The organism is Kitasatospora sp. NPDC057198 (assembly GCF_042670125.1).
Lineage (GTDB): Bacteria > Actinomycetota > Actinomycetes > Streptomycetales > Streptomycetaceae > Kitasatospora.
In genome coordinates, this window is the sequence record NZ_JBHUWH010000013.1 from 1 (window position 1) to 23886 (window position 23886).

19 protein-coding genes are annotated in these 23886 nt (G+C 75.3%); 12 read left to right on the forward strand and 7 right to left on the reverse strand.

Translation table 11 applies throughout. The annotated features are described in order from the left end of the window. Positions 1 to 109: 109 nt before the first annotated feature. Positions 110 to 2302 carry a glycoside hydrolase family 6 protein gene (locus ACFUEL_RS03040; protein ID WP_380234169.1) on the reverse strand — a complete coding sequence of 731 codons (2193 nt, stop codon included), beginning with the start codon at positions 2300 to 2302 and terminating at the stop codon, positions 110 to 112. Between the two features lie 930 nt (positions 2303 to 3232). Between ACFUEL_RS03040 and ACFUEL_RS03045 the strand changes: the two genes are divergently transcribed. Beyond that, positions 3233 to 4426 (forward strand): winged helix DNA-binding domain-containing protein, encoded by a 1194-nt coding sequence (locus ACFUEL_RS03045; RefSeq protein WP_380234170.1) that lies wholly within the window; start codon positions 3233 to 3235, stop codon positions 4424 to 4426. A gap of 572 nt (positions 4427 to 4998) precedes the next feature. Here ACFUEL_RS03045 and ACFUEL_RS03050 read toward each other — a convergent pair. Together ACFUEL_RS03050 and ACFUEL_RS03055 are read right to left on the reverse strand one after the other, a co-directional pair. After that, a complete protein-coding gene (locus tag ACFUEL_RS03050; protein WP_380234171.1) occupies positions 4999 to 5976 on the reverse strand; it encodes an aldo/keto reductase in 978 nt (325 codons plus the stop codon). Positions 5977 to 5987: 11 nt separating this feature from the next. Beyond that, the gene (locus ACFUEL_RS03055; protein ID WP_380234173.1) at positions 5988 to 6950 is read right to left on the reverse strand and encodes an alpha/beta hydrolase; all 963 of its coding nucleotides are present in this window, start codon (positions 6948 to 6950) and stop codon (positions 5988 to 5990) included. Positions 6951 to 7081: 131 nt separating this feature from the next. On the opposite strand from ACFUEL_RS03055, the gene ACFUEL_RS03060 reads away from it, so the two are divergent. Both ACFUEL_RS03060 and ACFUEL_RS03065 read left to right on the forward strand, forming a co-directional pair. Continuing rightward, a complete protein-coding gene (locus ACFUEL_RS03060; RefSeq protein WP_380234174.1) occupies positions 7082 to 7735 on the forward strand; it encodes a TetR/AcrR family transcriptional regulator in 654 nt (217 codons plus the stop codon). A gap of 431 nt (positions 7736 to 8166) precedes the next feature. Beyond that, positions 8167 to 9885 (forward strand): methyltransferase, encoded by a 1719-nt coding sequence (locus ACFUEL_RS03065; protein WP_380234175.1) that lies wholly within the window; start codon positions 8167 to 8169, stop codon positions 9883 to 9885. Between the two features lie 4 nt (positions 9886 to 9889). On the opposite strand, the gene ACFUEL_RS03070 is transcribed toward ACFUEL_RS03065, so the two are convergent. Both ACFUEL_RS03070 and ACFUEL_RS03075 read right to left on the reverse strand, forming a co-directional pair. Then, positions 9890 to 10636: a helix-turn-helix transcriptional regulator gene (locus ACFUEL_RS03070; protein WP_380234176.1), complete on the reverse strand. Its 747-nt coding sequence runs from the start codon at positions 10634 to 10636 to the stop codon at positions 9890 to 9892. 38 nt (positions 10637 to 10674) lie between these two features. Continuing rightward, the gene (locus ACFUEL_RS03075; RefSeq protein WP_380234177.1) at positions 10675 to 11652 is read right to left on the reverse strand and encodes an alpha/beta hydrolase; all 978 of its coding nucleotides are present in this window, start codon (positions 11650 to 11652) and stop codon (positions 10675 to 10677) included. Positions 11653 to 11912: 260 nt separating this feature from the next. On the opposite strand from ACFUEL_RS03075, the gene ACFUEL_RS03080 reads away from it, so the two are divergent. From ACFUEL_RS03080 to egtD, 5 genes are read left to right on the forward strand one after another with little or no spacing between them, the layout of a single operon-like run. Further along, positions 11913 to 13127: an aminotransferase class I/II-fold pyridoxal phosphate-dependent enzyme gene (locus tag ACFUEL_RS03080; RefSeq protein ID WP_380234178.1), complete on the forward strand. Its 1215-nt coding sequence runs from the start codon at positions 11913 to 11915 to the stop codon at positions 13125 to 13127. Between the two features lie 50 nt (positions 13128 to 13177). After that, complete coding sequence (gene egtA, locus ACFUEL_RS03085) at positions 13178 to 14452, forward strand: ergothioneine biosynthesis glutamate--cysteine ligase EgtA (RefSeq protein ID WP_380234179.1); 1275 nt, start codon at positions 13178 to 13180, stop codon at positions 14450 to 14452. 37 nt (positions 14453 to 14489) lie between these two features. Beyond that, on the forward strand, positions 14490 to 15821 hold the full coding sequence (egtB, locus tag ACFUEL_RS03090) for an ergothioneine biosynthesis protein EgtB (protein WP_380234180.1): 1332 nt from the start codon (positions 14490 to 14492) through the stop codon (positions 15819 to 15821). A gap of 5 nt (positions 15822 to 15826) precedes the next feature. Then, positions 15827 to 16603 carry an ergothioneine biosynthesis protein EgtC gene (egtC, locus tag ACFUEL_RS03095; protein WP_380234181.1) on the forward strand — a complete coding sequence of 259 codons (777 nt, stop codon included), beginning with the start codon at positions 15827 to 15829 and terminating at the stop codon, positions 16601 to 16603. Continuing rightward, positions 16600 to 17586 (forward strand): L-histidine N(alpha)-methyltransferase, encoded by a 987-nt coding sequence (gene egtD / locus ACFUEL_RS03100; RefSeq protein ID WP_380234182.1) that lies wholly within the window; start codon positions 16600 to 16602, stop codon positions 17584 to 17586. The genes egtC and egtD overlap by 4 nt, the downstream gene beginning before the upstream one ends. A gap of 29 nt (positions 17587 to 17615) precedes the next feature. Here egtD and ACFUEL_RS03105 read toward each other — a convergent pair whose 3' ends face one another. Continuing rightward, positions 17616 to 17993, reverse strand: a complete 378-nt coding sequence (locus tag ACFUEL_RS03105; RefSeq protein WP_380234183.1) for an ArsR/SmtB family transcription factor — start codon at positions 17991 to 17993, stop codon at positions 17616 to 17618. An 86-nt stretch (positions 17994 to 18079) separates the two neighbouring features. Between ACFUEL_RS03105 and ACFUEL_RS03110 the strand changes: the two genes are divergently transcribed. Beyond that, a complete protein-coding gene (locus tag ACFUEL_RS03110) occupies positions 18080 to 18430 on the forward strand; it encodes a VOC family protein (RefSeq protein WP_380234209.1) in 351 nt (116 codons plus the stop codon). Positions 18431 to 18500: 70 nt separating this feature from the next. Beyond that, a complete protein-coding gene (locus tag ACFUEL_RS03115; RefSeq protein ID WP_380234185.1) occupies positions 18501 to 20603 on the forward strand; it encodes a phosphotransferase in 2103 nt (700 codons plus the stop codon). A 7-nt stretch (positions 20604 to 20610) separates the two neighbouring features. On the opposite strand, the gene ACFUEL_RS03120 is transcribed toward ACFUEL_RS03115, so the two are convergent. Then, on the reverse strand, positions 20611 to 21246 hold the full coding sequence (locus tag ACFUEL_RS03120; protein ID WP_380234211.1) for a TetR/AcrR family transcriptional regulator: 636 nt from the start codon (positions 21244 to 21246) through the stop codon (positions 20611 to 20613). Positions 21247 to 21428: 182 nt separating this feature from the next. Here ACFUEL_RS03120 and ACFUEL_RS03125 point away from each other — a divergent pair, with 182 nt between their 5' ends. Further along, positions 21429 to 22613 carry an acyl-CoA dehydrogenase family protein gene (locus ACFUEL_RS03125; protein ID WP_380234186.1) on the forward strand — a complete coding sequence of 395 codons (1185 nt, stop codon included), beginning with the start codon at positions 21429 to 21431 and terminating at the stop codon, positions 22611 to 22613. A gap of 53 nt (positions 22614 to 22666) precedes the next feature. Next, entirely contained in the window at positions 22667 to 23854 is a 1188-nt protein-coding gene (locus ACFUEL_RS03130; protein ID WP_380234187.1) for a thiolase family protein, read from the forward strand. Positions 23855 to 23886: the final 32 nt, after the last annotated feature.

Below are 23886 nucleotides of genomic sequence, written 5' to 3' on the forward strand. Positions count from 1 at the left end.
CTTGCAGACTCTGCAAGTGGGCGGCGCCTCTGGGGTGTTGCGTTCCGCGGTCTCGCCCGCGTCAGTCGGGCTCGGCCGCCGGGTGCTGCGTGCTACCGGCTGCCTGGTGTCAGCTGGTGGCGGTGCAGGTCAGGGTCGGGACGGCGTTGCTGCCCGAGTAGCTGCCACCGAAGCCGAAGCTGGTGGAGCCGTTGGCGGCCACCGCACCGTTGTAGCCGGCGTTGTTGACCGTCACGGACTGGCCGGACTGGCTGACGGTGCCGTTCCACAGGTTGGTGACCTGCTGGTTGCCCGCGTAGGTCCAGGTGACCTTCCAGGACTTGATCGCGGTGCTGCCCGCGGTCACGGTGACGTCGGCGTTGAAGCCGGCGCCCCAGTCGCTGCTGACCTTGTAGGTGGCGGTGCAGCCGGCGCCGCCGGTGCCGGTGCCGGCCTGGGTGGTGGCGGTGACGGCGGCGGCGGCGGAGAGGTTGCCGGCCGCGTCCTTGGCCTTCACGGTGTACGAGTACGCGGTGGAGGCGCTCAGGCCCGAGTCGGTGTACGAGGTGCTGGTGGTGGAACCGATCAGGGTGCCGCCGCGGTACACGTTGTAGCCGGTCACGCCGACGTTGTCGGTGGAGGCGCCCCAGGTCAGCGAAGCGCTGCTGGAGGTGGTGGTGGCCGCCAGGTTGGTCGGGGCGGTCGGGGCGGTGGTGTCGGTGGTGCCGCCGGCGGTGGTGGTGGCGCTGAGCGCCGCGGAGGCCGCGGAGAGGTTGCCGGCCGCGTCCTTCGCCTTGACCGTGTACGAGTACGCGGTGGAGGCGGTCAGGCCGGTGTCGGTGTACGAGGTGTTGTTGGTGGACCCGACCAGGGTGCCGCCGCGGTACACGTTGTAACCGGTCACGCCGACGTTGTCGGTGGAGGCGGTCCAGGACAGCGAGACGCTGCTGGAGGTGGTGGTCGCCGCCAGGCCCGTCGGGGCGGTCGGGGCGGTGGTGTCGGTGGTGCTGGAGCCGATCGCCGGGTAGGCGTTCTTCAGCAGCTCCTGGAACTGGGCCGAGAACCAGGCACCCGCGAGCGGGGCGTTGGGCAGGGCACCCGACATGTTGTTGTTGTTGCGCGGGTTGCCGGTGTACGTCGGGTCGCACATCCGGTCGAAGCCCTTGCCCTCGTCGTTGGCGATGGCCTGGCTCGCGCCGTCCGACTCACCCGGAGGCTTCACCCACACGTACGCGGCGATGCCGTCCTCGGGGGCGGCCTTCGGGCGCTCGCCGAGGCCCGCACCGGACTGGTTGCACCAGTTGCCGGTCTGGAAGCGGCGGTCGATGCGGCCGCCGTCGACGTACGCGTCGACCGAGGTCTTCGGGCCCGGACCGGCCGGACGGTTCGCGCCGCCCCAGCCGTTGCGGGAGGTGTCGATCAGCATGCCGATGTTCGAGTTGAACCCGGACGCGACCGCCTTGGCGCGCCACGCCTTGGCGAAGGACGCCTCGTCGACGTACTGGTTCCAGTCCACCCACTTCGACTGGCGCACGGAGGTGCCGTTGACCGAGTCGGTGATGGTGAAGTTGGGCTCGTGCAGCGCGCCGTAGTTGGCGGTGTTGACGATGAAGCCCTGGACGTTGTTGAGGGTCGAGCCGGACGCCTGGGCGGCCTGCTTGATGGTGTCGATGGCCGGCTGCAGGTTGGAGTCCCAGCCGAGCCAGCCGTGGTGGCCGGCGTCCACGTAGTTGTAGACGTTCGGGATCGCGCCGAGCTTGGCCAGCGCGTAGCCCACGCCCTTGACGTAGTTGCCGTTGGCCTTCATGACGTCGCAGTTCGCGGTGGCGGTGGCGGTGCCGCCCGCGTTGGTCGTCAGGTTCGGCAGCGAGTCGATCTCGACCGTGGTGACGATCCGCAGGTTCGCGTAGGCCGGGTCGGCCAGGATCGCGGCGATCGGGTCGATGAACTCGCTCTCGTAGCGCGGCAGGTCGTCGGGGCCGAGCTCGCCGTTCGAGGCCAGGGCGGCGCAGTCGCGGCCCGGCAGGTCGTAGATGACGACCTGGAACACGTACGGCTTGCCCGCGGCCTGCTGCACCGCGGCGTTCAGGTGGTCACGCAGACCCATGCCGCCGTTGACGCCGTTGATGGCCGCGATGCGGTCCATCCAGACGGCGGTGGGCTGGTTGGCAACGGCCGAACCGCCCGGCTCGGCGGCGGCCTTCGCGGACCACTCGGGGTTCACGTAGACCCCGGCGCCGACGAAGGGGTTGTCGACACGGGTCGCCGCGTGGGCGGCGGTGGTCGTCAGAGCAAGGGGGACAACGGTCGCGGCGCTGAGCACCGCAGCCGCTGCGGCCGTCCGGAGACGACGCGTCAGATTAGCCGACACGGTAAGGGAGTCCTTTCGGGTGGGGGACGGACTCGATGAAAACGCTCCTAACTAATGGGAGCGCTCCCATACTTGGCCCGCACTGAGGCGAACTCAGCTCGGGGACACCCTATATCACGCCTTCACCTCCCACTCCCGTAAATATTTTCGACATACCCGGGGGGCGCGCCCCCGCTGACCCGATTGGCCGCCGCCCCCGGGAGCGGGGGGCCCCGACCGCCCCCCGCCACCCCCCGCCCATCCGCGCCCGTCCGCACCCCGGCACGGGCCTTCCCCAGCCCGGCCCGGCCGCCGGCCCCGCACCGCCGGAACCCCAACAGGCCCGCTGAGCACCACCGTTCACCCCCGCGCCGGGGACGCCCCGCCCCGGCCGCGTCCGGCCCGCACCCCGCCGCCCCCGGCCGGGCCCGCCGCCCGCCTTCCGCCCGCCTGCCAGCCGTCCACCACCCGGCTTCCGCCCGCGCCGGACGCGGCGCGCGGCGCGACGCCGAGCGGGCCCGCCGCGCTGCGGTGACGCCCTTGCCCCGCCTGCGCCCGGACCGTCCCCGCGCCGCCTCCGGACCGCCTCCCGGAGCGCTTCCGCCCCGGCCGCACGCCGTCCCCGGCCCCGGCCCGGACGGTCGGACGCACCGCTCCGACCTGCGGTTTCGCCGTCGCCCCGGGTGCTCCCCCGGGCAGCCGCCCGCACCGGTCCGGTCGCCCACCGGCCGCCGCCCGGCCCCGTTCCGCGAATCGCCCCCGCCCGGACCCTCCCGCTGCGAAACTTTCACGACCCACCCCGCCCCGGGGCCGGGATCCCGCCCCGGAGGAACGTCCGCGCGCCGCCTCCGGGACGCGGACGGCCCCCGTGCCAGGCTGTCACCGACCCGCAGGAGGTAACCCTTGCCCGCCCGCCCCACGTTCGACGACGACCAGCGCCGCGCCCGGCTGGCCCGGCGGCACCGGCTCGCCCCCGGAACCGCCGCCGACCGCGCCGAGCAGGTGGTGGACGACCTGGTCGCCGTGCACGCCACCGACCCCGCCACGGTGTTCCTCGCGGTCGCCGCCCGGCTCACCGCCCCGGGCACCGCCGACACCGAACGCGCCCTGTACACCGACGGGACGGTGCTGCGCCGGCACGGCATGCGCAAGACCCTCTTCACCGTCCCCGCCGACCTCGCCCCCGCCCTGTACGCCTCCACCACCGCGAAGGCCGCCGCCGCCGAACGCGCCCGCCTGCTCAAGGACTTCGCCGCCTCCGACCGCGACGCCGCCTGGACCGCCGCCGCGGAAGCCGCTGTACTCGACGCCCTCCGCGCCGCCCTCGCCGACTCCCCGGACGGCCTGACGGGCAGTCAACTCGGCGAAGTAGTACCCCAGTTGCGCGAAACCATCGACTACGGCGTCGGCACCTCCTACCAGGCCGCCCAACCCGTCGGCATGCGACTGCTGCGCCTGCTCGGCATGGAGGGCGCCATGGTCCGCCGCCGCCCGCTGGGCGGCTGGACCAGCAGCCGGCACCGCTGGGTGCCCGGACCGCCCGTCCCCGCCGCCCCCACCACCGCCGAACGGGCCGCCGCACAGGCCGAGCTCGCCTCCCGCTGGCTCGCCTCCTACGGGCCGGCCACCGAGGACGACCTGGTGTGGTGGACCGGCTGGGGCATCCGCGAGGTGCGCGCCGCGCTGGCCGCGTGCGCGGCGGCCGAGGTCGAACTCGCCGACGGCGCCACCGGGTTCGTCCTCCCCGACGACCTCGACCCGCTCCCCGCCCCCGAGCCCTGGGCGGCCCTGCTCCCGGCCCTCGACCCCACCCCGATGGGCTGGAAGCACCGGAACTGGTACCTCGCCCCCGAACACCGCACCGAACTGGTCGACCGCTCCGGCAACCTCGGCCCCACCGTCTGGTGGAACGGCCGCGTCATCGGCGGCTGGGCCCAGCGCCCCGACGGCGAAGTCGTCCTCGACCTCCTCACCGACCCCGGCCCCGAAGCCCGCCGAGCCGTCACCGCCAAGGCCGAAGCCCTCCGCACCACCCTCGCCGGAACCCGCGTCACCCCCCGCTTCCGCACCCCGCTGGAACGCCGCCTCAGCGCCTGACACCAGGGACTCGGCAGACGGACAAGCACCATCAGGGGCTCGGGGAACGGCGAGGCCCAGTCTGCGAGAGGTTCACTGCCGCCCAGCGCATCGGCTTCCGGTTCTGTTCGAAGACACGCAGCAGCACGAACCTTCGATGGGCTCCGACCGTCAGCAGCACGGACTCGCCGTTCCCCGAGCCCCTGGTGGTGCCCTCCCGGCGGGCGCGGTCAGCCCACGGCCTCGCGCATGCGTCCCAGGATGTCCCGCAGGAGGTCCGGTGACGTACCGAAGTCGAGCCTGACGAAGCCCTCGCCGCCGGGCCCGAAGGTCCGGCCGTCGTTCAGCAGGACACGGGCTTCCTCCAGGAAGAACGCGTGCGGGTCGGTGGGGAGGTCGAGGGCGCGGCCACGCCGAATCGGGGCGCCCGTCCCACGAGGGGTATCCGAGGCCCTCCTGCACGCACCGCGCGAGGGCCTCCCGCACGGCGGGGGCCGGCGGGAAGTCCATTTCCTCGGTGGGCCGATGGGGGTGGGTGCGATCAGCGTTCGCGCGACGGGACGCGGTCGGCCGGCGGGTGGGTGACACTCCCTTCACCGGTCGATCAGGGCGGTGCCGTGGTCGCCGTACCGGGCCCCCCGGGCCCCGGTGGCGGGGACGGCGTCGTCGATGTCGCCGAGGTCGGTGGCGCTCAGGCGCAGGTCGAGGGCGGCCAGGTTGTCGCGCAGGTGCGGGCGGCGGGAACTGCCGGGGATGGGGACGACGTCACTGCCGCGGGTGAGGAGCCAGGCGAGGGCGATCCGGGCCGGGGTGGCGCCCTTGGCGGCGGCGACGCGGGTGATGGCGTCGACGACGGCCAGGTTGGACGCGAGGTCGTCGCCGTTGTAGCGGGGGGCGGTGGCGCGGAAGTCACCGGGTTCGTAACGGGTGGTGGCGCGGACGGCCCCGGTGAGCAGGCCGCGGCCGAGCGGGCTGTAGGCGACCAGGGTGGCGCCGATGCTGCGGATCGCGGGCAGGACGTCGTTCTCGACGTGGCGTTCCCACAGCGAGTACTCGGTCTGGACCGCGCTGATCGGGTGGACGGCGTGGGCGCGGGCGAGGGTGGCGGCCGAGACTTCGGACAGGCCGATGCGGCCCACCTTGCCCTGGTCGACCAGGTCGACCAGGGCGCCGACGGACTCCTCGACGGGGACGGCGGGGTCGATGCGGGCGAGGTAGTACAGGTCGATGTGATCGGTGCGCAGTCGGCGCAGTGACGCTTCGCAGGCGCGCCGCAGGTCGTCCGGGGAGCCGGCGGGGACCAGGCCCTCGGCGGTGCGGCGGACTCCGGTCTTGGTGGCCAGCAGGGCGCGGCCGCGGTGCGGGGCGAGGGTCCGGCCCAGGAGTTCCTCGTTCGCCCCGTCGCCGTAGAAGTCGCCGGTGTCGAACATGGTGACGCCCGATTCGAGGGCCTCCAGCACGGTGGCCGCGGCCTCGTCCGGGTCGGTGCGGCCGTAGCTGCCGGTCATGCTCATGCAGCCGAGGCCGAGTCGGGAGACCGCCGGGCCGCCGGGTCCGAGGGTGGTGTGCATCGTCTCCTCCGTCATTTCGTCAGGGCCGCGCGGAGGAACTCGAGGATCTCCGCACGGGCGGCCTCGGCCTGCGGTTCGACGCCGGGCAGGGTGAGGAACGCGTGCCTCGCCCCCGGGTACTCGGAGAGCCGCACGGGTGTCCCTGCCGCGCGCAGCCGCTCGGCGTAGCGACGGCCGTGGTCGGCGAGCGCGTCCCGGGTGGGTGTCACCACGAGCGCCGGGGCGAGCCCGCCCAGGTCGTCCTGGTACAACGGCGAGACCGCGCGGGCGTCGGCTCCCGGCAGGACGGCGAGCCGCTGGATGAGCCGCAGTTGCGGCAGGACCGGGGTCGGGTCGTACGCGTGCTCGGCGATCGAGGGGTGGTCGAGCATCGTCCCGGTCACGTCGACCACGGGGTTGACCAGCACCTGCGCCTCGAGCCCCAGGCCGGCCTCCCTGGCCCGGACGGCCGTCAGCGCGCTGATCAGCGCCCCGCAGCTCTCGCCGAGGACGGCCGCGCGGGCCGGGTCGACGCCCCACCGCGCGGCGTGCCGCACCACGTGCCGGAGCACGTCCCAGCCGTCGTCGGCGGCGTTCGCGAACGGGCTGCCGGGGGCGAGGAGGCGGTGCTCGACCGAGACGACGAGGGCGGGCAGGCGGGCGGCGAGGTGGCTGTTGCTCCAGTCGCACTGCACCGCCGTGCCCACGAAGCCGCCTCCGTGGACGTGGACCACGAGCGGCAGGCCGGTCCGGGTGCCGGCTCCGCCGCCTCCCGCCGGCACCGGCCGGTACACCCGGACCGGGAGTTCGCGGCCGGGCAGTGGCACCCGCCGCCAGCCGATCGCGGCGCCGGGATCCGGCTCCCCGAGCAGCGCCCGAGCCGCGCCGGACGCCCGCCAGCGGTTCTCCGCGTCGCTGTGGGCGCGCAGTTCCTCGGCCGTGACCGTCGAGAAGTCCGGCTCCGGCGGCCGTGTCGCGGCAGTGGTCCCGCCCATGTGTTCCTTCTCCCCTCCCGGCCGGGTGCCGGGTGCGTCGTGGTGCCCGGACAGTGCGTTGCCCTCATTATGCACGCGGTGCGTGCATCAGGAAGTGCATAGGTTAGGCTGAGCCGGACGAGAGGGGCGAGATGACCGGCCGAAAGCGGTGGACGACCGAGGAGATCCTCGACACGGCGGCGGAACTGCTGCGCACGGGCGACGCCGAGTCGTTCAGCGTGCGCAGACTCGCCGCGGCGCTCGGAACCGACTCCTCCAGCCTCTACCGGCACTTCCGCAACAAGACCGAACTGCTGCGCGCGGTCGCCGACCGGATACTGCTGGCCGCCATGGACGGCCACCGCCCCGAGGGCGACTGGAAGCAGCGCGTCACCGCCCTGGCCCTGCGCCTGCGCGAGGCGTTCGGCGAGCAACCGCAACTCGCCACCGTGTGGGGACGCTACGGGTCCAGCAGCACCGGATCCCGACTGGTCATGGAGGAACTGCTGCAGGCCCTGCGCGCATCCGGCCTGCCCGACGAGGAGGTCCCGGCGCAGTACCACCGGATCGTGGTCCTCCTCGCCTCGCTGATCGCCTCCGAGGCCGGCATCAGCACCATCGCCCCCGAGGAGCACGAACAGGCCATGGAGCAGTTCCGCGTCGCGGTGCTCGGCGCCGACCCCGAACGCTTCCCGGCCCTGGCCCACTTCGCCCGCGACATGCGCCCCCTCGCAGCGGACCGCCGCGCCGCGTTCGAAGAGATCCTCGCCGCCCAACTCGCCCGCATCGAAGCCCGGATCCCCTGAGAACCAGGGACTCGGAGAGGACGGCGGGAGGGCACCACCAGGGGCTCGGGGAACGGCGAGGCCCAGTCTGCTGACGGTTCACTGCCGGAGCGCGCATCGGCTTTCGGTTCCGTTTACGGCACGCAGCAGCACGGACCTCTGATGGGCTCCGACCGTCAGCAGCACGGACTCGCCCTTCCCCGAGCCTCTGATGGTGCCCTCCCGCCGTTCGTGGCCGAGCCTCTGATGCCGGTGGTCGGGCCAATCGGGTGAAGCGGGACGGGCGGGCGCTCCGGTGGCGGCTAGGATCACCGAGTCTGACGGTCCGTCAGATTCTCCCGCCGCGTCCCGCCGCCCCGCCACCGGGCTGCGCCCTTCCCCCATGCGGGCGCATCCCCCTCCAGAAACGTTTCGTCTACGCATCACCCCTCTACCCCAAGGACTTCCGCACCATGAGCACGACCACCCTCGCGGCCGCCACCGACGCGGAGCTGCTGCGGGCCGCGGCCGACCGGGCCCGCCGCCACGACACCGCCGCCCTGTTAGGTGCCCTGCTGCCGGGCCTGGACGGCGTCGAGCTGCGTGCGCTGACCGACCGCTGCCGCTTCGCGCACACCGCGCTGCTGGTCTTCCCGCCGGACGCCGACGCGCTGCGCGCGATGCTCGCCGGGGCCGGGCTGGCGGCGGCGGAGGCGGCGCGGCCGAGCACGGTGGTGCGGGAGCGGCTGGCCGTCCGGCACGGCCGGGACGCGGCGGGGCTGGAGGTCGGCATCCTGCGTCCGGAGGTGACCGGCCCGGCCGGGGAGCGGCGGGTGGTGGAGGTGTTCGCGCTGACCGTCCCGCCGGGCTCGGAGCTGGCCGAACTCGCCGCGTGGGAACGGGAGTCGCAGCAGGAGGCGCACCTCGGCTTCGAGGTGGAGCGGCCCGATCCGCTGCTGCTGCGCGGCCTGTGCGCGTTGCTGGACCGGCACGGCGCCCGGCCGGACGGCGGCGGCTACAACCCGCACGAGGACGGGACGGTGCTGTACTTCACGGCGCCCGAGGGTGCGAAGGCGGGCTGTCCGCGGATCGAGCTGTACGCGCCGGGCGAGCACCGGGAGTTGCTGTCCGAGCACCTGGCCCGGTACCGCGCCGGGCAGCCCGCCGAGGTGCTGCTGCGGCAGTTGACCGGGGCGTGGACGACCCAGGCGCTGGGCGCCTTCGCCGAGTTGGGCGTTCCGGAGGCGATGGACGCCCGGGTGCCGCGCAGCGCCGGGCAGTTGGCGGCGGCGGTGGGCGCGGACCCGGAGACGCTGCGGTCGCTGCTGCGCTACCTGGCGGTGCTGGGCACGGTGGTGCCGGACGGCGAGGGCTTCCGGCTGGCCCCGGCCGGGGAGTTGCTGCGGGCGGACGCGGCGGGTTCGCTGCGTCCGCTGTCGCTGCTGTACGCGGGGCCGTTCTACCGCTCGTTCGGCGGCTTGGCGGGGACGGTGCGGACCGGGGAGGCGGCCTTCGACCGGCTGTTCGGCGAGAACCACTTCGACCACTTCGCCCGCGATCCCCACCTGGCCGAGCTGTTCGACCGTTCGATGGCGGCGAGCACCCGGATGTTCGACCCGCTGCCGGGGCACCCGGTGGTCCGGGCGGCGGCCGCCGCGTCCGCCGCGGGTGCGCCGCGCACGGTGGTCGATCTGGCGGGCGGCACCGGCGAGTTGCTGTCCCGGCTGCTGTCCGCGCACCCGGCGCTGCGCGGCGTCCTGCTGGAGCGCCCGCAGGTCGCGGACGCGGCGCGGGAGTTCCTGGACGCGGCGGGCTGCGGCGGCCGGGCGGAGTGCCGGGCGGGCACCTTCGCGGACGTGCCGCCGGGCGGGGACGTGTACCTGCTGTCGCGGGTGCTGCACGACTGGGACGACGCGCGCTGCCGGGAGATCCTGCGCCACCTCGCCGCCGCGATGCCCGCGCACGCGGACCTGCTGGTGGTCGAGCGCCTGCTGCCGGAGGACGGCTCCCCGTCCCTGGCCGCCGCCTGGGACCTGCACATGCGCTGCAACGTGGGCGGCCGCGAGCGCACCGCCGGGCACTACGCGCGGCTGTTCGCGGCCGCCGGGCTGGAGCTGGTGCGGCACGATCCGCTGCCGCTGGACGCCCGGGTGCTGCACGTGCGCAAGTCTCCCCCCGAGCGGGCGGATTGACCCCTCACAGCGCGTCGAGCGCGGCGGGCGGCCGGGCCTCGGCGGCGGTGGACCCGCGCAGCAGGGCGGCCAGGTCGTGCGGGCGGGCGGGTTCGCCGGTCGGGTCGGCGGCGGTGATCCGGTCGAGCCGGAAGCCGCGTCCGGCCCGGCGGGTGCGGCACCAGGCGATCAGGTACCAGTGGCCGCCCGCGGTGAGCAGCCCGGCGGGTTCGACCGGCCGTTCGCTCTCCCGCCCGGCGGCGTCGGTGTAGCGCAGGCGCAGCACGGTGCCGTCGGCGAGGGCGCGTTCGACGGCGGCACGGACGGCGGCACGGGATGCGGCACGGGTCTCGGCACGGACGGCGGCGGGCTCCCGGGCGGCCGGCAGGGTGACGATCCGGCGGGCGAGTTCGCGGGCGGTGGCGGCGGCGGGCGGGGACAGGACGGCGGTGAGCTTCTGCGCGGCGGTGCGGGCCGCGGCGGCGTAGGGCGCGTCGGGGTCGGTGGCGGCGAGGGCGACGGTGAGGGCGGCGGCCTCCTGCTCGGTGAAGCGGACGGGCGGCAGGGTGGCGCGGGGGTCGATGGACCAGCCGCCGCCCCGTCCGGTGGTGCTGCGGACGGGGAGGCCGGCGGCCATCAGCGCCTGGAGGTCGCGCTGGACGGTGCGGACGGCGACCTCGAACCTGGCGGCGAGCCGGGCGACGGTCAGCGGCCGGGGCGCGGCGGCCCGCAACTCCTCGACCAGGGCGTACAGTCGGGCCGTTCGGTTCACCCGGAGGACCTTACCGGCCCGCCCCCGGCCCCGCCCTCTCACCGGCCCGCGGCGCCGAGGAACTCCCGTTCGCGCCGGCGTTCGCGGGCGGTGACGGTGAGCGGGTAGAGGGTGAAGCCGTGCATGGCGCCCGCGACGACGTCGAGGCGGGCGGTGCCCCCGGCGTCCTGCCAGCGCCGGGCGAGCAGCGCGGAGTCGTCCAGCAGCGGGTCCTCGGTGCCGACGACGAGGCGGGCGGGCGGCAGGCCGGTGAGGTCGGCGTACAGCGGGGAGAGCCCGGGGCCGCGGCGCCGCTCGGGGCTGGTGCCGGGGCTGTACATCTCGTAACTGCCTTGCAGGCTGCGGGTGTTGCTGAGCAGGGGGCGGTCTCCGAAGTCGCGCTGGCTGGGGGTCATGGCGAGGTCGTAGGGGCCGAAGGCGAGGTGGGCGGCGCGGTAGGCGCCGGGGAGGTCGTCGCGCAGGCGCAGCAGGGTGAGGACGGCGAGGTGGGCTCCGGCGGATTCGCCGGCGATCAGCAGGCGGCGGGTGCCGAACTCGGCCTCGGCGTGGTCGGCGAGCCAGCGGGCGGCGGCCTCGCAGTCGTCGGGCCCGGCGGGGTGGGGGTGTTCGGGGGCGAGGCGGTAGTCGACGCTGACCACGGCGAGCCGGGTCCGGCGGGCGAGCTCCCAGAGCCGTTCGTCCTGTCCGTCGGCGGAGCCGAACGCCCAGCCGCCGCCGTGCAGGTGCAGCAGGACGCCTTCGGGCGCGCCGGGGTCGAGGACGCGGACCCCGACGCCGGACGGGAGCCGGCGGTCGCGGGCCTGCGGGAGGCGGCGGGGCGGGGTGTCGCCGCCGAGGCGGTTGCGGCGCAGCAGGGCGAGGGTGGCTGCGTCGAGCGGGCCCCGGCGGGCGGGGCGGCTGCCGGCGGCCTGTTCGAAGGCCCGGTTGAAGGCGAGGGTCTCCTCGAGGAGGTCGAGGTCGACCAGGTGGGCGCGCAGCGGGTGCGCGTCGTAAGTGGCGGCACTGGTGGAGGTCATGGCGCAGACGGTGCCAGGGCGTGGCGACAACCCCGTGTCACCCTTTTCCCGTGTCCCGGGTCACACCGTCCGCGGGTCACACCGTCCGCGGGTCGCACCGCCGAGCCCCGCCCCGTCCCCGCCCGAACACCTCCCCCGTCCGGATCCCCGTCCCCGCCCGAACACCTCGCCCGTCCGAATCCCCGCCCCCGCCCGAGCTCCGCACATCCGGGCCCGTGCCCGCCTAGCGTGAGTGGGAACGGCGTCGGAGGGAGCACACGGTGTTCGAGCGGTTCTCGCGGGCGGGGACGGGCAGCGCGAAGTGGGCGCGGGCCGGGGCGGGGCGGATCGCGATGGGGGTGGCGGACATGGACCTGCCGGGGCCCGCGGCGGTGGGGGCGGCGCTGCGGGTGCGGGCCGGGCACCCGGCGTTCGGGTATCCGGTGGCGGAGGACGCGGACCGGGTGCTGGTGGCCGACTGGTACCGGCGGCGGCACGGGGTGGAGGTGGATCCGCGCTGGGTGATGCTGCTGCCGTTCGCCCCGGGCACGGCGGTGCGGCTGCTGCTGGAGGCGGTGCGCCCGCTGCCGGGTCCGGCGGTGTGCGTGACGCCGGAGTGGGGCGGCTTCGCCCGGGTCTGCCGGGCGGCGGGGGCGGAGGTCCGGGAGCTGCCGCTGCTCGCGACCGGCGATCCGGACGACCCGTACCGGCTGCCGCTGGCCGACGTCGCCGCTTCCCGTCCGGGCCTGGTCATGCTGAGCAGCCCGCACAACCCGAGCGGGCGGATCTGGCCGGCCGCCGACGTGCGGGCGCTGGCCGCGGCGGCGGCGCCGGGGCTGCTGCTCTCGGACGAGGTGCACGGCGACCTGCGGCACCCGGACGCGCCGGTGCCGCAGCCGGTCGCGGTGGCGGTGACCGGCGGGGCGGCGAACGTGGTGACGCTGGGTTCGGTCGGCAAGACCTTCAACCTCTCCGGTCTGCCGAGCTGCTTCGCCCTGGTGCCGGACGCGGGGCTGCGCGAGCGGCTGACGGCGGTGATGGCGGGGTTCGGGCTGTGGGAGGGGGGCCTGCTGGGTGCGGTCGCGCAGCGGGCGGCGCTGGCGGAGGGCGGCCCGTGGCTGGACGGCCTGCTCGCGCACCTGGTGCGGGCCCGGGAGCTGGCGATGGCCGCGCTGGGCCCGGCCGCGTCGGGCGGTGCGGTGCTGGCCCGTCCGCAGGCTTCGTACCTGCTGTGGCTGGACGGCGCGGGGCTCGGCACCCGGGCGGAGCTGCTCACCCGCTGTGATGTCGAGCTGGCGGACGGGTCCGATTTCGGAGCGGCCGGTTCCGGGTGCCTGCGACTGAATTTCGCCCTGCCGCTGGACCGTCTGCGCACCGCTCTCACCCGCCTGACCTGCGAAATGTCGATCCGAGCGGCACCGAGGTTTGCCCCGGAGCAGACTGAGCAGGAACAACCGGGCTCAAGTCGCGAACCGAGGGATGGTGAAACCCGGTGACATCTGTACGTCCGCAACAGGCGGCCCCGGCAGCCGATCCGATACACAGCGTGACACTTCGGGCGGAGTTGACCGAGGCGACGGCCGAACGGCACCTGGGCGCCATCTGCTTCAAGATCGGTCCGCCCGCCCTGGTCGGGGTGGAGGCGGAGTGGTTCGTCCACGACGCCCGGTGTCCCGGCGTCCCGGTGGCTCCCGACCGGGTGGCGGCCGCGCTGGCGGCGCTCCCCGACTCGGCCGACGGCCCGGTGCTCCCGGCGGGCTCGCGGCTGACGCGCGAACCGGGCGGGCAGGTCGAACTCAGCTCCCCGCCCGCCGCCGACCCGGCCGACTGCGCGGCCGGACTGAGCGCCGACCAGGCGGTGCTGCGGGCGGCGCTGGCCGCCGAGGGCCTGCGGCTGACCGGCAGCGGCACCGATCCGATGGACCGCGAGCGGCGGATGCAGGCGACGCACCCGCGCTACCGGGCGATGGGGCGCTACTTCGACCGCGGCGGCCCGTGGGGCCGGATCATGATGACCGGCACCGCCTCCGTGCAGGTCTGCGTGGACGCCGGCACCGAGGCCGAGCACGCCGCGCGCTGGCGCCTCGCCCACGACCTGGGGCCGGTGCTGGTCGGCGCGTTCGCCAACTCGCCGCTGCTGGAGGGCCGTCCGACCGGCTGGAAGTCGACCCGGCAGCTGGTCTGGTCCCGGATGGACCCCTCCCGCACGCTGGCCCCGCCGCCGTCCGCGGACCCGCGCACCGCCTGGACGCGGTACGTGCTGGACGCCGCGCTGCTGTGCGTGCGCCGCCCGGACGGGCTGCCCTGGGACGCCCCGGCCGGGCTGACCTTCCGCGAGTGGCTGCGCGGCGCGGGCGAGCGGCCCGCCGCGCTGGCCGACCTGGACTACCACCGCACCACGCTGTTCCCGCCGGTGCGCCCGCGCGGCCACCTGGAGCTGCGGATGATCGACGCCCAGCCCGGCGAGGGCTGGCGGGTGCCGCTGGCCCTGGTCGGCGCGCTGATGGACGACCCGCGGGCCGCCGACGAGGCCCGCGCCGCCCTGGAGCGGCTCGGCCACGCGGGCAGCCGCGCTCCGCGCTCGGGCCTGTGGCGGCGCGCCGCCGCGCTCGGCATGGCCGACCCGGACCTGCGCCGCGCCGCGCTGCTGTGCTTCGCCGCCGCCGAACGGGCGCTGTCCCGGCAGGGCAGCGAACTGCGCACCGCGCTGGTCGGGTTCGCCGAACGCTACCCGGCCCGCGGCCGCTGCCCGGCCGACGACCAACTGGCCGCCCTGCGCGGCGGCACCGCCGCCGCCCTGCTGGAGGACGCCCCGTGCTGACCGCCGAACTCCCCTTCCCCCGGCCGGAGGAGGCCGCGTGCTGAACGCCGACCGCACCGACCCCGCCCTGCTGCGCGAGCTGATCGCCGGCGAACTGCTGGCCGCCCGGGAGCGCACCGCGCAGCTCACCGGGGCCGTGGACGACGCCGAACTCGTCGCCCAGCACTCCCCGTTGATGTCGCCGCTGGTGTGGGACCTGGCGCACATCGGCAACCAGGAGGAGCTGTGGCTGCTGCGCAACGTCGGCGGCCGCGACCCGATGCACCCGGAGATCGACCCGCTGTACGACGCGTTCGAGCACCCGCGGGCCGAGCGCCCCCGGCTGCCGCTGCTGCCGCCCGCCGAGGCCCGCGCCTACGCGCACGAGGTGCGCGGCCGGGTGCTGGACCTGCTGGCCGCCTCCCCGCTGGAGGGCGCGCCGCTGCTGGACGCCGGGTTCGCGTTCGGGATGATCGCCCAGCACGAGCAGCAGCACGACGAGACCATGCTGATCACCCACCAGCTGCGCAGCGGCCCGGCCGTGCTGGACGCCCCGCCGCCGCCCGCCGCCACCGGGGCCCCGCTCGCCCCCGAAGTGCTGGTCCCCGCCGGGCCGTTCACCATGGGCACCGACACCGAGCCGTGGGCGCTGGACAACGAGCGCCCCGCCCACCGGGTCGACCTGCCCGCCTTCTGGCTGGACACCGCGCCGGTCTCCAACGGCGCCTACCGGCGCTTCGTCGCCGACGGCGGCTACGACGAGCCGCGCTGGTGGACGCCCGAGGGCTGGGCGCACCGGATGTCGGCCGGCCTGGAGGCGCCGCTGTTCTGGCAGCACGACGGCGGCCAGTGGCTGCGCCGCCGCTTCGGCCACCTGGAGCCGGTGCCGGACGAGGAGCCGGTGCTGCACGTGAGCTGGTACGAGGCCGACGCGTACGCCCGGTGGGCGGGGCGGCGGCTGCCGACCGAGGCCGAGTGGGAGAAGGCCGCCCGGCACGACCCGGTCTCCGGCCGCTCCCGGCGCTTCCCCTGGGGCGACGCCGCCCCCGGCCCGGAGCACGCCAACCTGGGCCAGCGGCACCTGCGCCCGGCTCCCGTCGGCGCCTACCCGGAGGGCGAATCCCCGTACGGCGTACGGCAGTTGATCGGTGACGTGTGGGAGTGGACGTCCAGCGACTTCACCGGCTACCCGGGCTTCGCGGCCTGGCCGTACCGGGAGTACTCGGAGGTGTTCTTCGGCCCCGAGTACAAGGTGCTGCGCGGCGGCTCGTTCGCGGTCGCGCCGGTCGCCTGCCGGGGCACCTTCCGCAACTGGGACTACCCGGTGCGGCGGCAGATCTTCTCCGGCTTCCGCACCGCGCGCGACGCCGAGCCCCGGACGGAGGGCTGAGCCCGGTGTGCCGCCACTTCGCCTACCTGGGGCGGCCGGTGCCGATCCGCGCCGTCCTGCTCGACCCGCCGTACGGGCTGCTGCGGCAGTCCTGGGCGCCCCGGCTGCAGCGCTACGGCACCGTCAACGCGGACGGCTACGGCGTCGGCTGGTACGCGGCCGGGGACGAACGCCCGGCCCGCTACCGGCGGGAGGGGCCGATCTGGGCCGACTGCGACCTGGTCGACCTGGCCCGGGTGGTCGACTCGCACGCGGTGCTCGGCGCCGTCCGCTCCGCCACCCAGGGCTGCGCGGCCGGGGCGCAGGCCGCCGCCCCGTTCGCCGCCGGGCGCTGGCTGTTCAGCCACAACGGCGCGCTGCCCGGCTGGCCGGACGCCTTCGCCCCGCTGGCCGAACTGCTGCCCGCCACCGAGCTGTTGGAGCTGGAGGCGCGCACCGACTCGGCGCTGCTGTGGGCCCTGGTGCTGAACCGGCTGCGCGCGGGCGGCAAGCTCGGCGAGGCGCTCGCCGAAGTCTGCCTGCTCGCCGCGGAGATCACCGACGCCCGGATCAACCTGCTGGCCACCGACGGCAGTTCGATCGCCGCCACCGCCTGGGGCGACACCCTCTTCCAGCACCGGGACGCGGACGGCTCGCTGCTGATCGCCTCCGAGCCCTTCGACGACGGGCCCGGCTGGTCCGAAGTCCCGGACCGCACCCTGCTGGTGGCCGACGCGGCCGGCAGCGCGCTCACCCCGCTGGCCCCCGTCGGCCCGCGCACCCGAGAGGACGCACCGCGATGACCGGATACCAGCTCACCCGCCTGCTGCCCCCCGACCACCTGCACCACGCGCTGCGCGCCGACGTCCTCGAAGGGCTCGGCGGCGAACCCAAACGCCTGCCGCCCAAGTGGTTCTACGACGCCCGCGGCTCCGAACTGTTCGAGGAGATCACCCGGCTGCCCGAGTACTACCCCACCCGGGCCGAACGCGAGATCCTCACCGCGCGCGCCGCCGAGATCGCCGCCGCCACCCGGGCCCGCACCCTGGTCGAACTCGGCTCCGGCTCCTCGGAGAAGACCCGCCTGCTGCTGGACGCGCTGCGCGCCGCCGGCACCCTGGAGCGCTACGTCCCGGTGGACGTCAGCGAGAGCGCGCTCGAATCCGCCGCGAAGGCCCTGATCGAGGAGTACCCGGGCCTCGAAGTCTCCGCCGTGCTCTCCGACTTCACCAAGAGCCTCGGCCTGCCCGACGGCGGCGGCCCCCGCCTGGTGGTCTTCCTCGGCGGCACCCTCGGCAACCTGCTGCCCGCCGAACGCGCCGCCTTCCTGACCGGCCTGCGCGCCCAACTCCTGCCCGGGGACTGGCTGCTGCTCGGAACCGACCTGGTCAAGGACCCCTCGGTGCTGGTCGCCGCCTACGACGACGCCGCGGGCGTCACCGCGGCCTTCAACCGCAACCTGCTGTCGGTGCTGAACCGGGAGCTGAACGCGGACTTCGACCCGGAGCAGTTCGAGCACGTCGCGCTCTGGGACGCCGAGAACGAGTGGATCGAGATGCGGCTGCGCTCCCTGCGCGCCCAGACCGCCAAGATCGCCGAACTCGGCCTGCCCGTACACTTCGAGGCCGGCGAGGAGCTGTACACCGAGGTCTCCGCGAAGTTCCGCCGCGAACGCGTCGAACGCGAACTCTTCGCCGCCGACCTGCGCCTGGCCGCCTGGTGGACGGACGACGAGGGCCGCTTCGGGCTCTCGCTCTCCCGCCCCTTCGAGGACGGCTCCGACTGACCTTCCGCGAGGTCGTCCGGGCGCCGTGCTCAGGCGGGCCCGGCCGGGGCGGACGCGGCCGGGGCGGACGCGGCCGGGCCCGGGGCCGGGGCGGCCGGGGCGGGGTGGGCGAACTCGCCGAGCACGGCGCCGAGCAGGTGGGGGAAGCGGGCGTCGAGCTCGTCCCGGCGCAGGGTCACCAGCCGGGTCTTTCCGTGGACGCGGGTGGCCGTGACGCCCGCCTCGCGCAGGATCCGCCAGTGGTTGGACAGCGTCGAGCGCGGGACCGCCATCCCCTCGGGGCTACAGGTGGTCTCGCCGTCCGCCGCCAGGCGCCGCAGCAGCTCCAGGCGCACCGGGTCGCCGAGGGCGTGCAGCACGGCCGCCAGGTCGAAGTCCTCGGCCTGGGGCTGGAGCAGGGCGCGCATCCGTTTCCTCCTCCTCGGGGTGGGTGTCTAGTATGGCCACCGGTTCAACAGTTCGGGAAAGTCGAATTGATCTTTGAGGGGTGGACATGAAGGTGCTGGCCACGCTGGCCCGGGTGTACGTGGACGACCTGGACCGCGCGCTGCCCGCCTTGCGGAAGCTGACCGGCCGGGAGGACGGGAAGCGCTTCCCCTACGGCGACGTCGAGATCGCGAGCATCGGTGGCTTCCTGCTGGTCGCGGGCACCGAGGAGGCCCTCGCCCCGTTCCGGGACGTCCAGAGCACCGTGCTCGTCGACGACCTGGACGGGCTGCACGCCCTGCTGGCCGCGCACGGCGGCGAGCTCCTCTCCGGCCCGAACCTGGTGCCGACCGGCCGCAACGCCGTCGTGCGGCACCCCGGCGGAGTCGTCCTCGAGTACGTCGAGCACAGCGCGTAGGCCCGGCCGCCCGCCCGGCGGCCCGGGTTATTCGGTGGTCCGGGGCCGCCGCCGTCCGGAGAATGCCCGGGTGCAGACGAACGAGCAGCGGACGGCGACCGTCGTGGTCGAGTGGCAGGGCGAACGCGTGGGGGCGGTGGGCCCGTTCGTGACGGAGTCGCCGTACTGGGCGCAGGTGGGCGAGGTGGCGGAGGCCGCCTCGCGGGCGGCGGGGGTGCCGCTCGCGGTGCTGCGCCTGCTGTCGGTGGCGGGCGGCGAGGGCGGCCGGGGCGGCGAGACGGTGTACCTGGCGGTGGCGGCCGAGCGTCCGACCGGCACGCTGGCCCCGGCGGGCACCGAGGACGCCGGGCACCCGCTGCGGCTGCGCTGGGCCTCGGCGGACGGCCTGGCCACCGAATGGGCCTGGGCGGACGGCGAGTTGACGAACCTCGGCCGCCCGAGAACCGGGCCGGTGGAGCAGGTCCGCAGCTGGAACCTGTCGGCGCTGTCGCGGTTCCCGACGGCGGACGGCCCGGTCTGGCTGAAGAGCACGCCGCCGTTCGCGGTGCCGGAGGCGGCGGTGATCGCCCGGGTCGAGGCGGCCCTGCCGGGGCTGACGCCGAGGGTGCTGGCGGCGGACGGGCGGCGGGTGCTGCTGGCGGACGTGCCGGGCGTGGACTGCTGGGGCGCGCCGGAGGACGGCATGCTGGCGGCCGTCGACCGATGGGCGGCCGTGCAGGCGGCGGTCGCGGCGGACGGGCCGGGCGAGCTGGCGGACTGCTCGCCGACCGCGCTGGCCGAGCGCTTCCCGGCGCTGCTGGAGCGGCTGCGCCCGGAGCTGTCGGAGGCGGAGTACGCGCAGGCCCGGGAGCTGGCCGGGCAGTTGCCCGCGATCGCCCGCGAACTCGATTCCTGCGGGCTGCCGTTGACGCTGGTGCACGGCGACTTCCACCCGGGCAACTGGCGCTTCGACGGCGAGCGGACCACCGTCCTGGACTTCTCGGACGCGGCCTGGGGCCACCCGGCCCTGGACGGCCTGCGGCCGCAGCCGTTCCTCTCTCCCGAGCGCTGGGCGGACGTCCGCTCGCGCTGGGTCGACGCCTGGCGCGAGCTGATGCCGGACTGCGCCCCGGAACGGTCCCTGGAGCTGGCCGCACCGCTGGTGCACGTCCACTTCGCGCTGCGCTACCAGGAGTTCCTGGACGGCATCGAACCGAGCGAGCACCCGTACCACGCGGGCGACCCGGTCGGCGAGGTGCGGCAGGCGCTGCGCGCACTGGGGAAGGCGCTGTTCCCGACGGCCGGGACGCAGCCGCTGGGCGAGGGGCGCGAGCTGTACCACGCACTGATGTCGAGGACCGGGAGTTCGACGCAGCTGCTGCTGGACGCCTGGGCGGCGGAAGCCCTGCCCGGGTACCCGGAGCGGCTGGCGGCGGCGGCCTCGTACGACGCCTTCACCGCACAGTCGGCGGAGGAGCAGGACCGGCTGGAGTGCGAGCTCTACGCGCTGAGCCGGACCGCGGACGTGCTCGCCCTGGAGTTCCAGCCGCCGTTCGGCGACGGGCCGGTCCGGGACGGGGTGCGGGTGGGCGTCGGCCGGGAGGAGTTCACGGCGTTCTTCGCCCGGCTCGGCATGACGGAGGTCGGTGCGGCGGGCGGCTTCGACCCGTTCCTGCACGAGGTCGCCGAACTGGTGCCCGCCGAGGACCCGGACGCGCCGATCGAGCTGCTGGACGTGCTCTGGCCGGGGTTCGTGTTCGGCGAACTGCTGTTCACCCGCGCCGGTGTGCGGGTCCGGGCAGGCGCCCGGGTGGCCGAGCCGGGCTGGGCGGACGCCTCGCCGATGTACTGGGCGTTCCGGCGGCGCGGGCGGCGGCCGGTCGACCTGTCGCACGGCTGGGGTTCCAACTCGCAGTGGAGCACCAGCCACCGGATGGACTTCCGGACCGCGGACGGCGACCGGCTGAACGTGGTGCGCACCCCCGAGCGGCTGTCGGACCACCGTCGGCGAGAAGGGCTGTCCCGGGCGGAGGCCGAGGAGTTGCTGCGCCACCGCTGCCTGCTGCGCCGCCCGGTCGGGCTGCCGGAGCCGGCCGTGGACTCGCAGGAGGCGGCGGATTTCTGGCCGTTCCACTGGACGCTGCCGGAGCCCGCGGAGTGCGCGCCGGGCTGCTACGAGCACGAGGAGGCGTGAGCACGGCTCAGGCCGGCAGGCGGCGGTAGCGCAGTTCGAGGCCGTCGAGGAGGGCGTCGAGGCCGGTCTCGAAGGCGCCCTCGTCGATGGTGCGGCGGTGTTCGGCGAGGCGGTGGGCGTCGCCGAGGTGGGGGTAGTCGGCGGTGTCGTAGAGGGCGGCGTCGTCGGGGAAGCCGGCGGCGAAGGAGCCGAGGGCGGAGCCGGTGACGAAGTAGCGCATCAGGGCGCCGATCCGGGTGGCCTGGCCGCGCGGCCAGCCGGCTTCGACCAGGCAGCCGAAGACGGCGTCGGCGAGGCGCAGCGCGTGGGGGCGGCGGCCGGGGCCCTGGGCGAGGACGGGGACGAGGTGGGGGTGGGCGGCGAGGGCGGCGCGGTAGGAGCGGGCCCAGGCGTGCAGGGCGGTGCGCCAGTCGTCCGGCGCGTCGAAGACGGTGAGGTCGACCTCGCCCATCACACTGTCGACGACGGCGTCGAGCAGTTCGTCCTTGGTGGCGAAGTGGTTGTAGAGCGAGGGGCCGCTGACCGAGAGTTCGGCGGCCAGGCGGCGGGTGGAGAGCGCGGCCAGGCCCTCGGCGTCGACCAGGGCGAGGGCGGCGGCGATGATGCGCTCCCGGCTGAGCAGGGGGGTGCGGGGTCGGGCGATCTCCGCCTCCTGGGGCGCGGGCTGCTGGGTCCGGGTCATTGTCGCAGGCGGTCGGGGGCGGCCCGGCGGGTGCTCTTCCGTGTCGGGCCGGGGCGGGCTACAGTCACCGTAAAACTTGCAGTGCTAGTTTATCGGCGCCGCAAGATCACCGCCTGTGTGCCGAGCGTTCGGGGTGTCGCCGCGTGGACCTGGAACTGACCGAGGAGCAGGCCGCCGTACGGGAGTTGGCGGCCACCTTCACCGACCGGGAGATCGTGCCGTTCGCCGCCGACTGGGACCGGGCGGAGTCGATCGACCTGGGGATCGTCCGGAAGCTGGGCGAGCTGGGCTTCCTCGGCCTGACCCTGCCGGTCGAGTACGGCGGCAGCGGCGGCGACCACCTGGCGTACTGCCTGGTGCTGGAGGAGCTGGGGCGCGGCGACTCCTCGGTGCGCGGCGTGGTGTCGGTCTCGCTGGGGCTGGTCGCCAAGTCGGTGAACGCGTTCGGCACCGGGGAGCAGAAGCGCGAGTGGCTGCCCCGGCTGTGCTCGGGCGAGGCGCTGGGCTGCTTCGCGCTGACCGAGCCCGGCACCGGCTCGGACGCCGCCAACCTGACCACCCGGGCCGAACGGGACGGCGGCGGCGACAGCGGCGACGACGGCGGCGGCGGCGGCGGCGACTGGCTGATCTCCGGCGCAAAGATGTTCATCACCAACGGGACGTGGGCGGACGTCGCCCTGGTCTTCGCCCGCACCGGCGGGGCAGGCCACCGGGGCGTCACCGCCTTCCTGGTGCCCACCGACGCGCCCGGCTTCGAACGGCGGCTGGTGCACGGCAAGTTGGGCCTGCGCGGGCAGGCGACCGCCGAGCTGTCCTTCGACCGGGTGCGCGTCCCGGACAGCGCGCGCCTGGGCGGGGTCGGCGAGGGCTTCAAGGTGGCGATGGCGGCGCTGGCCAAGGGCCGGATGTCGGTCGCGGCGGGCTGCGTGGGCATCGCACGGGCGTCGCTGGAGGCGGCGGTGCGCTACGCCGGGGAGCGCGAGCAGTTCGGAAAGCCCATCGCCGCCCACCAGTTGGTGCAGGAACTGCTCGCCGACACCGCCGTCGACGTGGACGCGGCCCGGCTGCTGACCTGGCGGGTCGCCGACCTGATCGACCGCGGGCTGCCGTTCGCCACCGAGTCCTCCGTCGCCAAGCTGTACGCCTCCGAGGCGGCAGTGCGCTGCGCCAACAACGCGCTGCAGGTGTTCGGCGGCTACGGCTTCATCGACGAGTACCCGGTCGGCAAGTACCTGCGCGACGCCCGGGTGATGACCCTGTACGAGGGCACCAGCCAGATCCACAAGCTGCTCATCGGACGCTCGCTGACCGGCGTCAACGCGTTCTGACCCCGTTTCCCCGCCCCCATCGACCCCCACCCACCGACAAGGAGCCCGACGAAGTGCTTCCGGTCTTCATCGCCGCCGCCCGCCGCACCCCGATCGGACGGCTGCGCGGCGCGCTGTCCGCCGTCCGGCCCGACGACCTGTCGGCGGCCGTGCTGCGCGGGCTGCTCGCCGACGTGCCCGCCCTCGACCCGGCGCGGATCGACGAGGTGTACTGGGGCGCCGCCAACCAGGCGGGCGAGGACAACCGCAACCTGGCCCGGATGGCCGTCCTGCTGGCCGGGCTGCCGGACAGCGTGCCGGGCGCGACCGTCAACCGGCTGTGCGCGTCCGGGATGGAGGCCGTCACCACGGCCGCCCGGACGATCGGCTCCGGCGAGGCGGACGTGGTGGTGGCGGGCGGCTGCGAGTCGATGAGCCGCGCCCCGTTCGTGCTGCCCCGCCCGGACGAGGCGCTGCCGCACCGGATGGAGACCTTCGACACCCGGCTCGGCTGGCGCCTGACCAACCCGCGGATGCGCGAACTGCACGGCGTGCTGTCGATGGGCGAGACCGCCGAGGAGGTCGCCGCCCGCTACCGCATCGGCCGCGAGGCGCAGGACGCGTTCGCGCTGCGCAGCCACCGACTGGCCGCCGCCGCACGGGAGTCGGGGCACTTCGACGCCGAACTGCTGCCCGTCACCCGCCCGGACGGCGCGCTGGTGGAGCGCGACGAGTCGATCCGGCCGGACACCACCGCCGAGAAGCTGGCCGCCCTGAAGCCGGTGTTCCGCCCCGGCGGGACGGTGACGGCGGGCAACGCCTCGCCGATGAACGACGGTGCGGCCGCGCTGCTGCTGGTGAGCGAACGAGCCCTCGCCGAGCTGGAGTTGGAGCCGCTGGGCCGGTACGTGGCGGGCGCCTCGGCGGGCGTGCACCCCGACGTGATGGGCATCGGGCCGGTGCCGGCCACCCGGCGGGTGCTGGAGCGCTCCGGCTGGAAGACCGGCGACCTGGGCACCGCCGAGTTCAACGAGGCTTTCGCCGCCCAGGCCCTGGCCTCCGTCGGCGAGTTGGGCATCGACCCGGAGCTGGTCAACCCCTCCGGCGGGGCGATCGCGCTGGGCCACCCGCTGGGCTGCTCGGGCGCCCGGATCCTCACCACCCTGCTGCACCGGATGCGCCGCACCGGCACCCGGCGCGGCCTGGCCACCATGTGCGTGGGCGTCGGCCAGGGCTCGGCCGTCCTGGTCGAGCGCGACTGAACTCCCCTTCTTCCCAAGCAACATGACGGATC

Bases quoted from the DNA above. Each gene is read 5' to 3' on its own strand.
- ACFUEL_RS03065 (WP_380234175.1), top strand. From the start codon at position 8,167: ATGAGCACGACCACCCTCGCGGCCGCCACCGACGCGGAGCTGCTGCGG.
- egtD (WP_380234182.1), top strand. From the start codon at position 16,600: ATGACCGGATACCAGCTCACCCGCCTGCTGCCCCCCGACCACCTGCAC.
- ACFUEL_RS03075 (WP_380234177.1), bottom strand. From the start codon at position 11,652: ATGACCTCCACCAGTGCCGCCACTTACGACGCGCACCCGCTGCGCGCC.
- ACFUEL_RS03110 (WP_380234209.1), top strand. From the start codon at position 18,080: ATGAAGGTGCTGGCCACGCTGGCCCGGGTGTACGTGGACGACCTGGAC.
- ACFUEL_RS03060 (WP_380234174.1), top strand. From the start codon at position 7,082: ATGACCGGCCGAAAGCGGTGGACGACCGAGGAGATCCTCGACACGGCG.
- ACFUEL_RS03050 (WP_380234171.1), bottom strand. From the start codon at position 5,976: ATGCACACCACCCTCGGACCCGGCGGCCCGGCGGTCTCCCGACTCGGC.
- ACFUEL_RS03055 (WP_380234173.1), bottom strand. From the start codon at position 6,950: ATGGGCGGGACCACTGCCGCGACACGGCCGCCGGAGCCGGACTTCTCG.
- ACFUEL_RS03105 (WP_380234183.1), bottom strand. From the start codon at position 17,993: ATGCGCGCCCTGCTCCAGCCCCAGGCCGAGGACTTCGACCTGGCGGCC.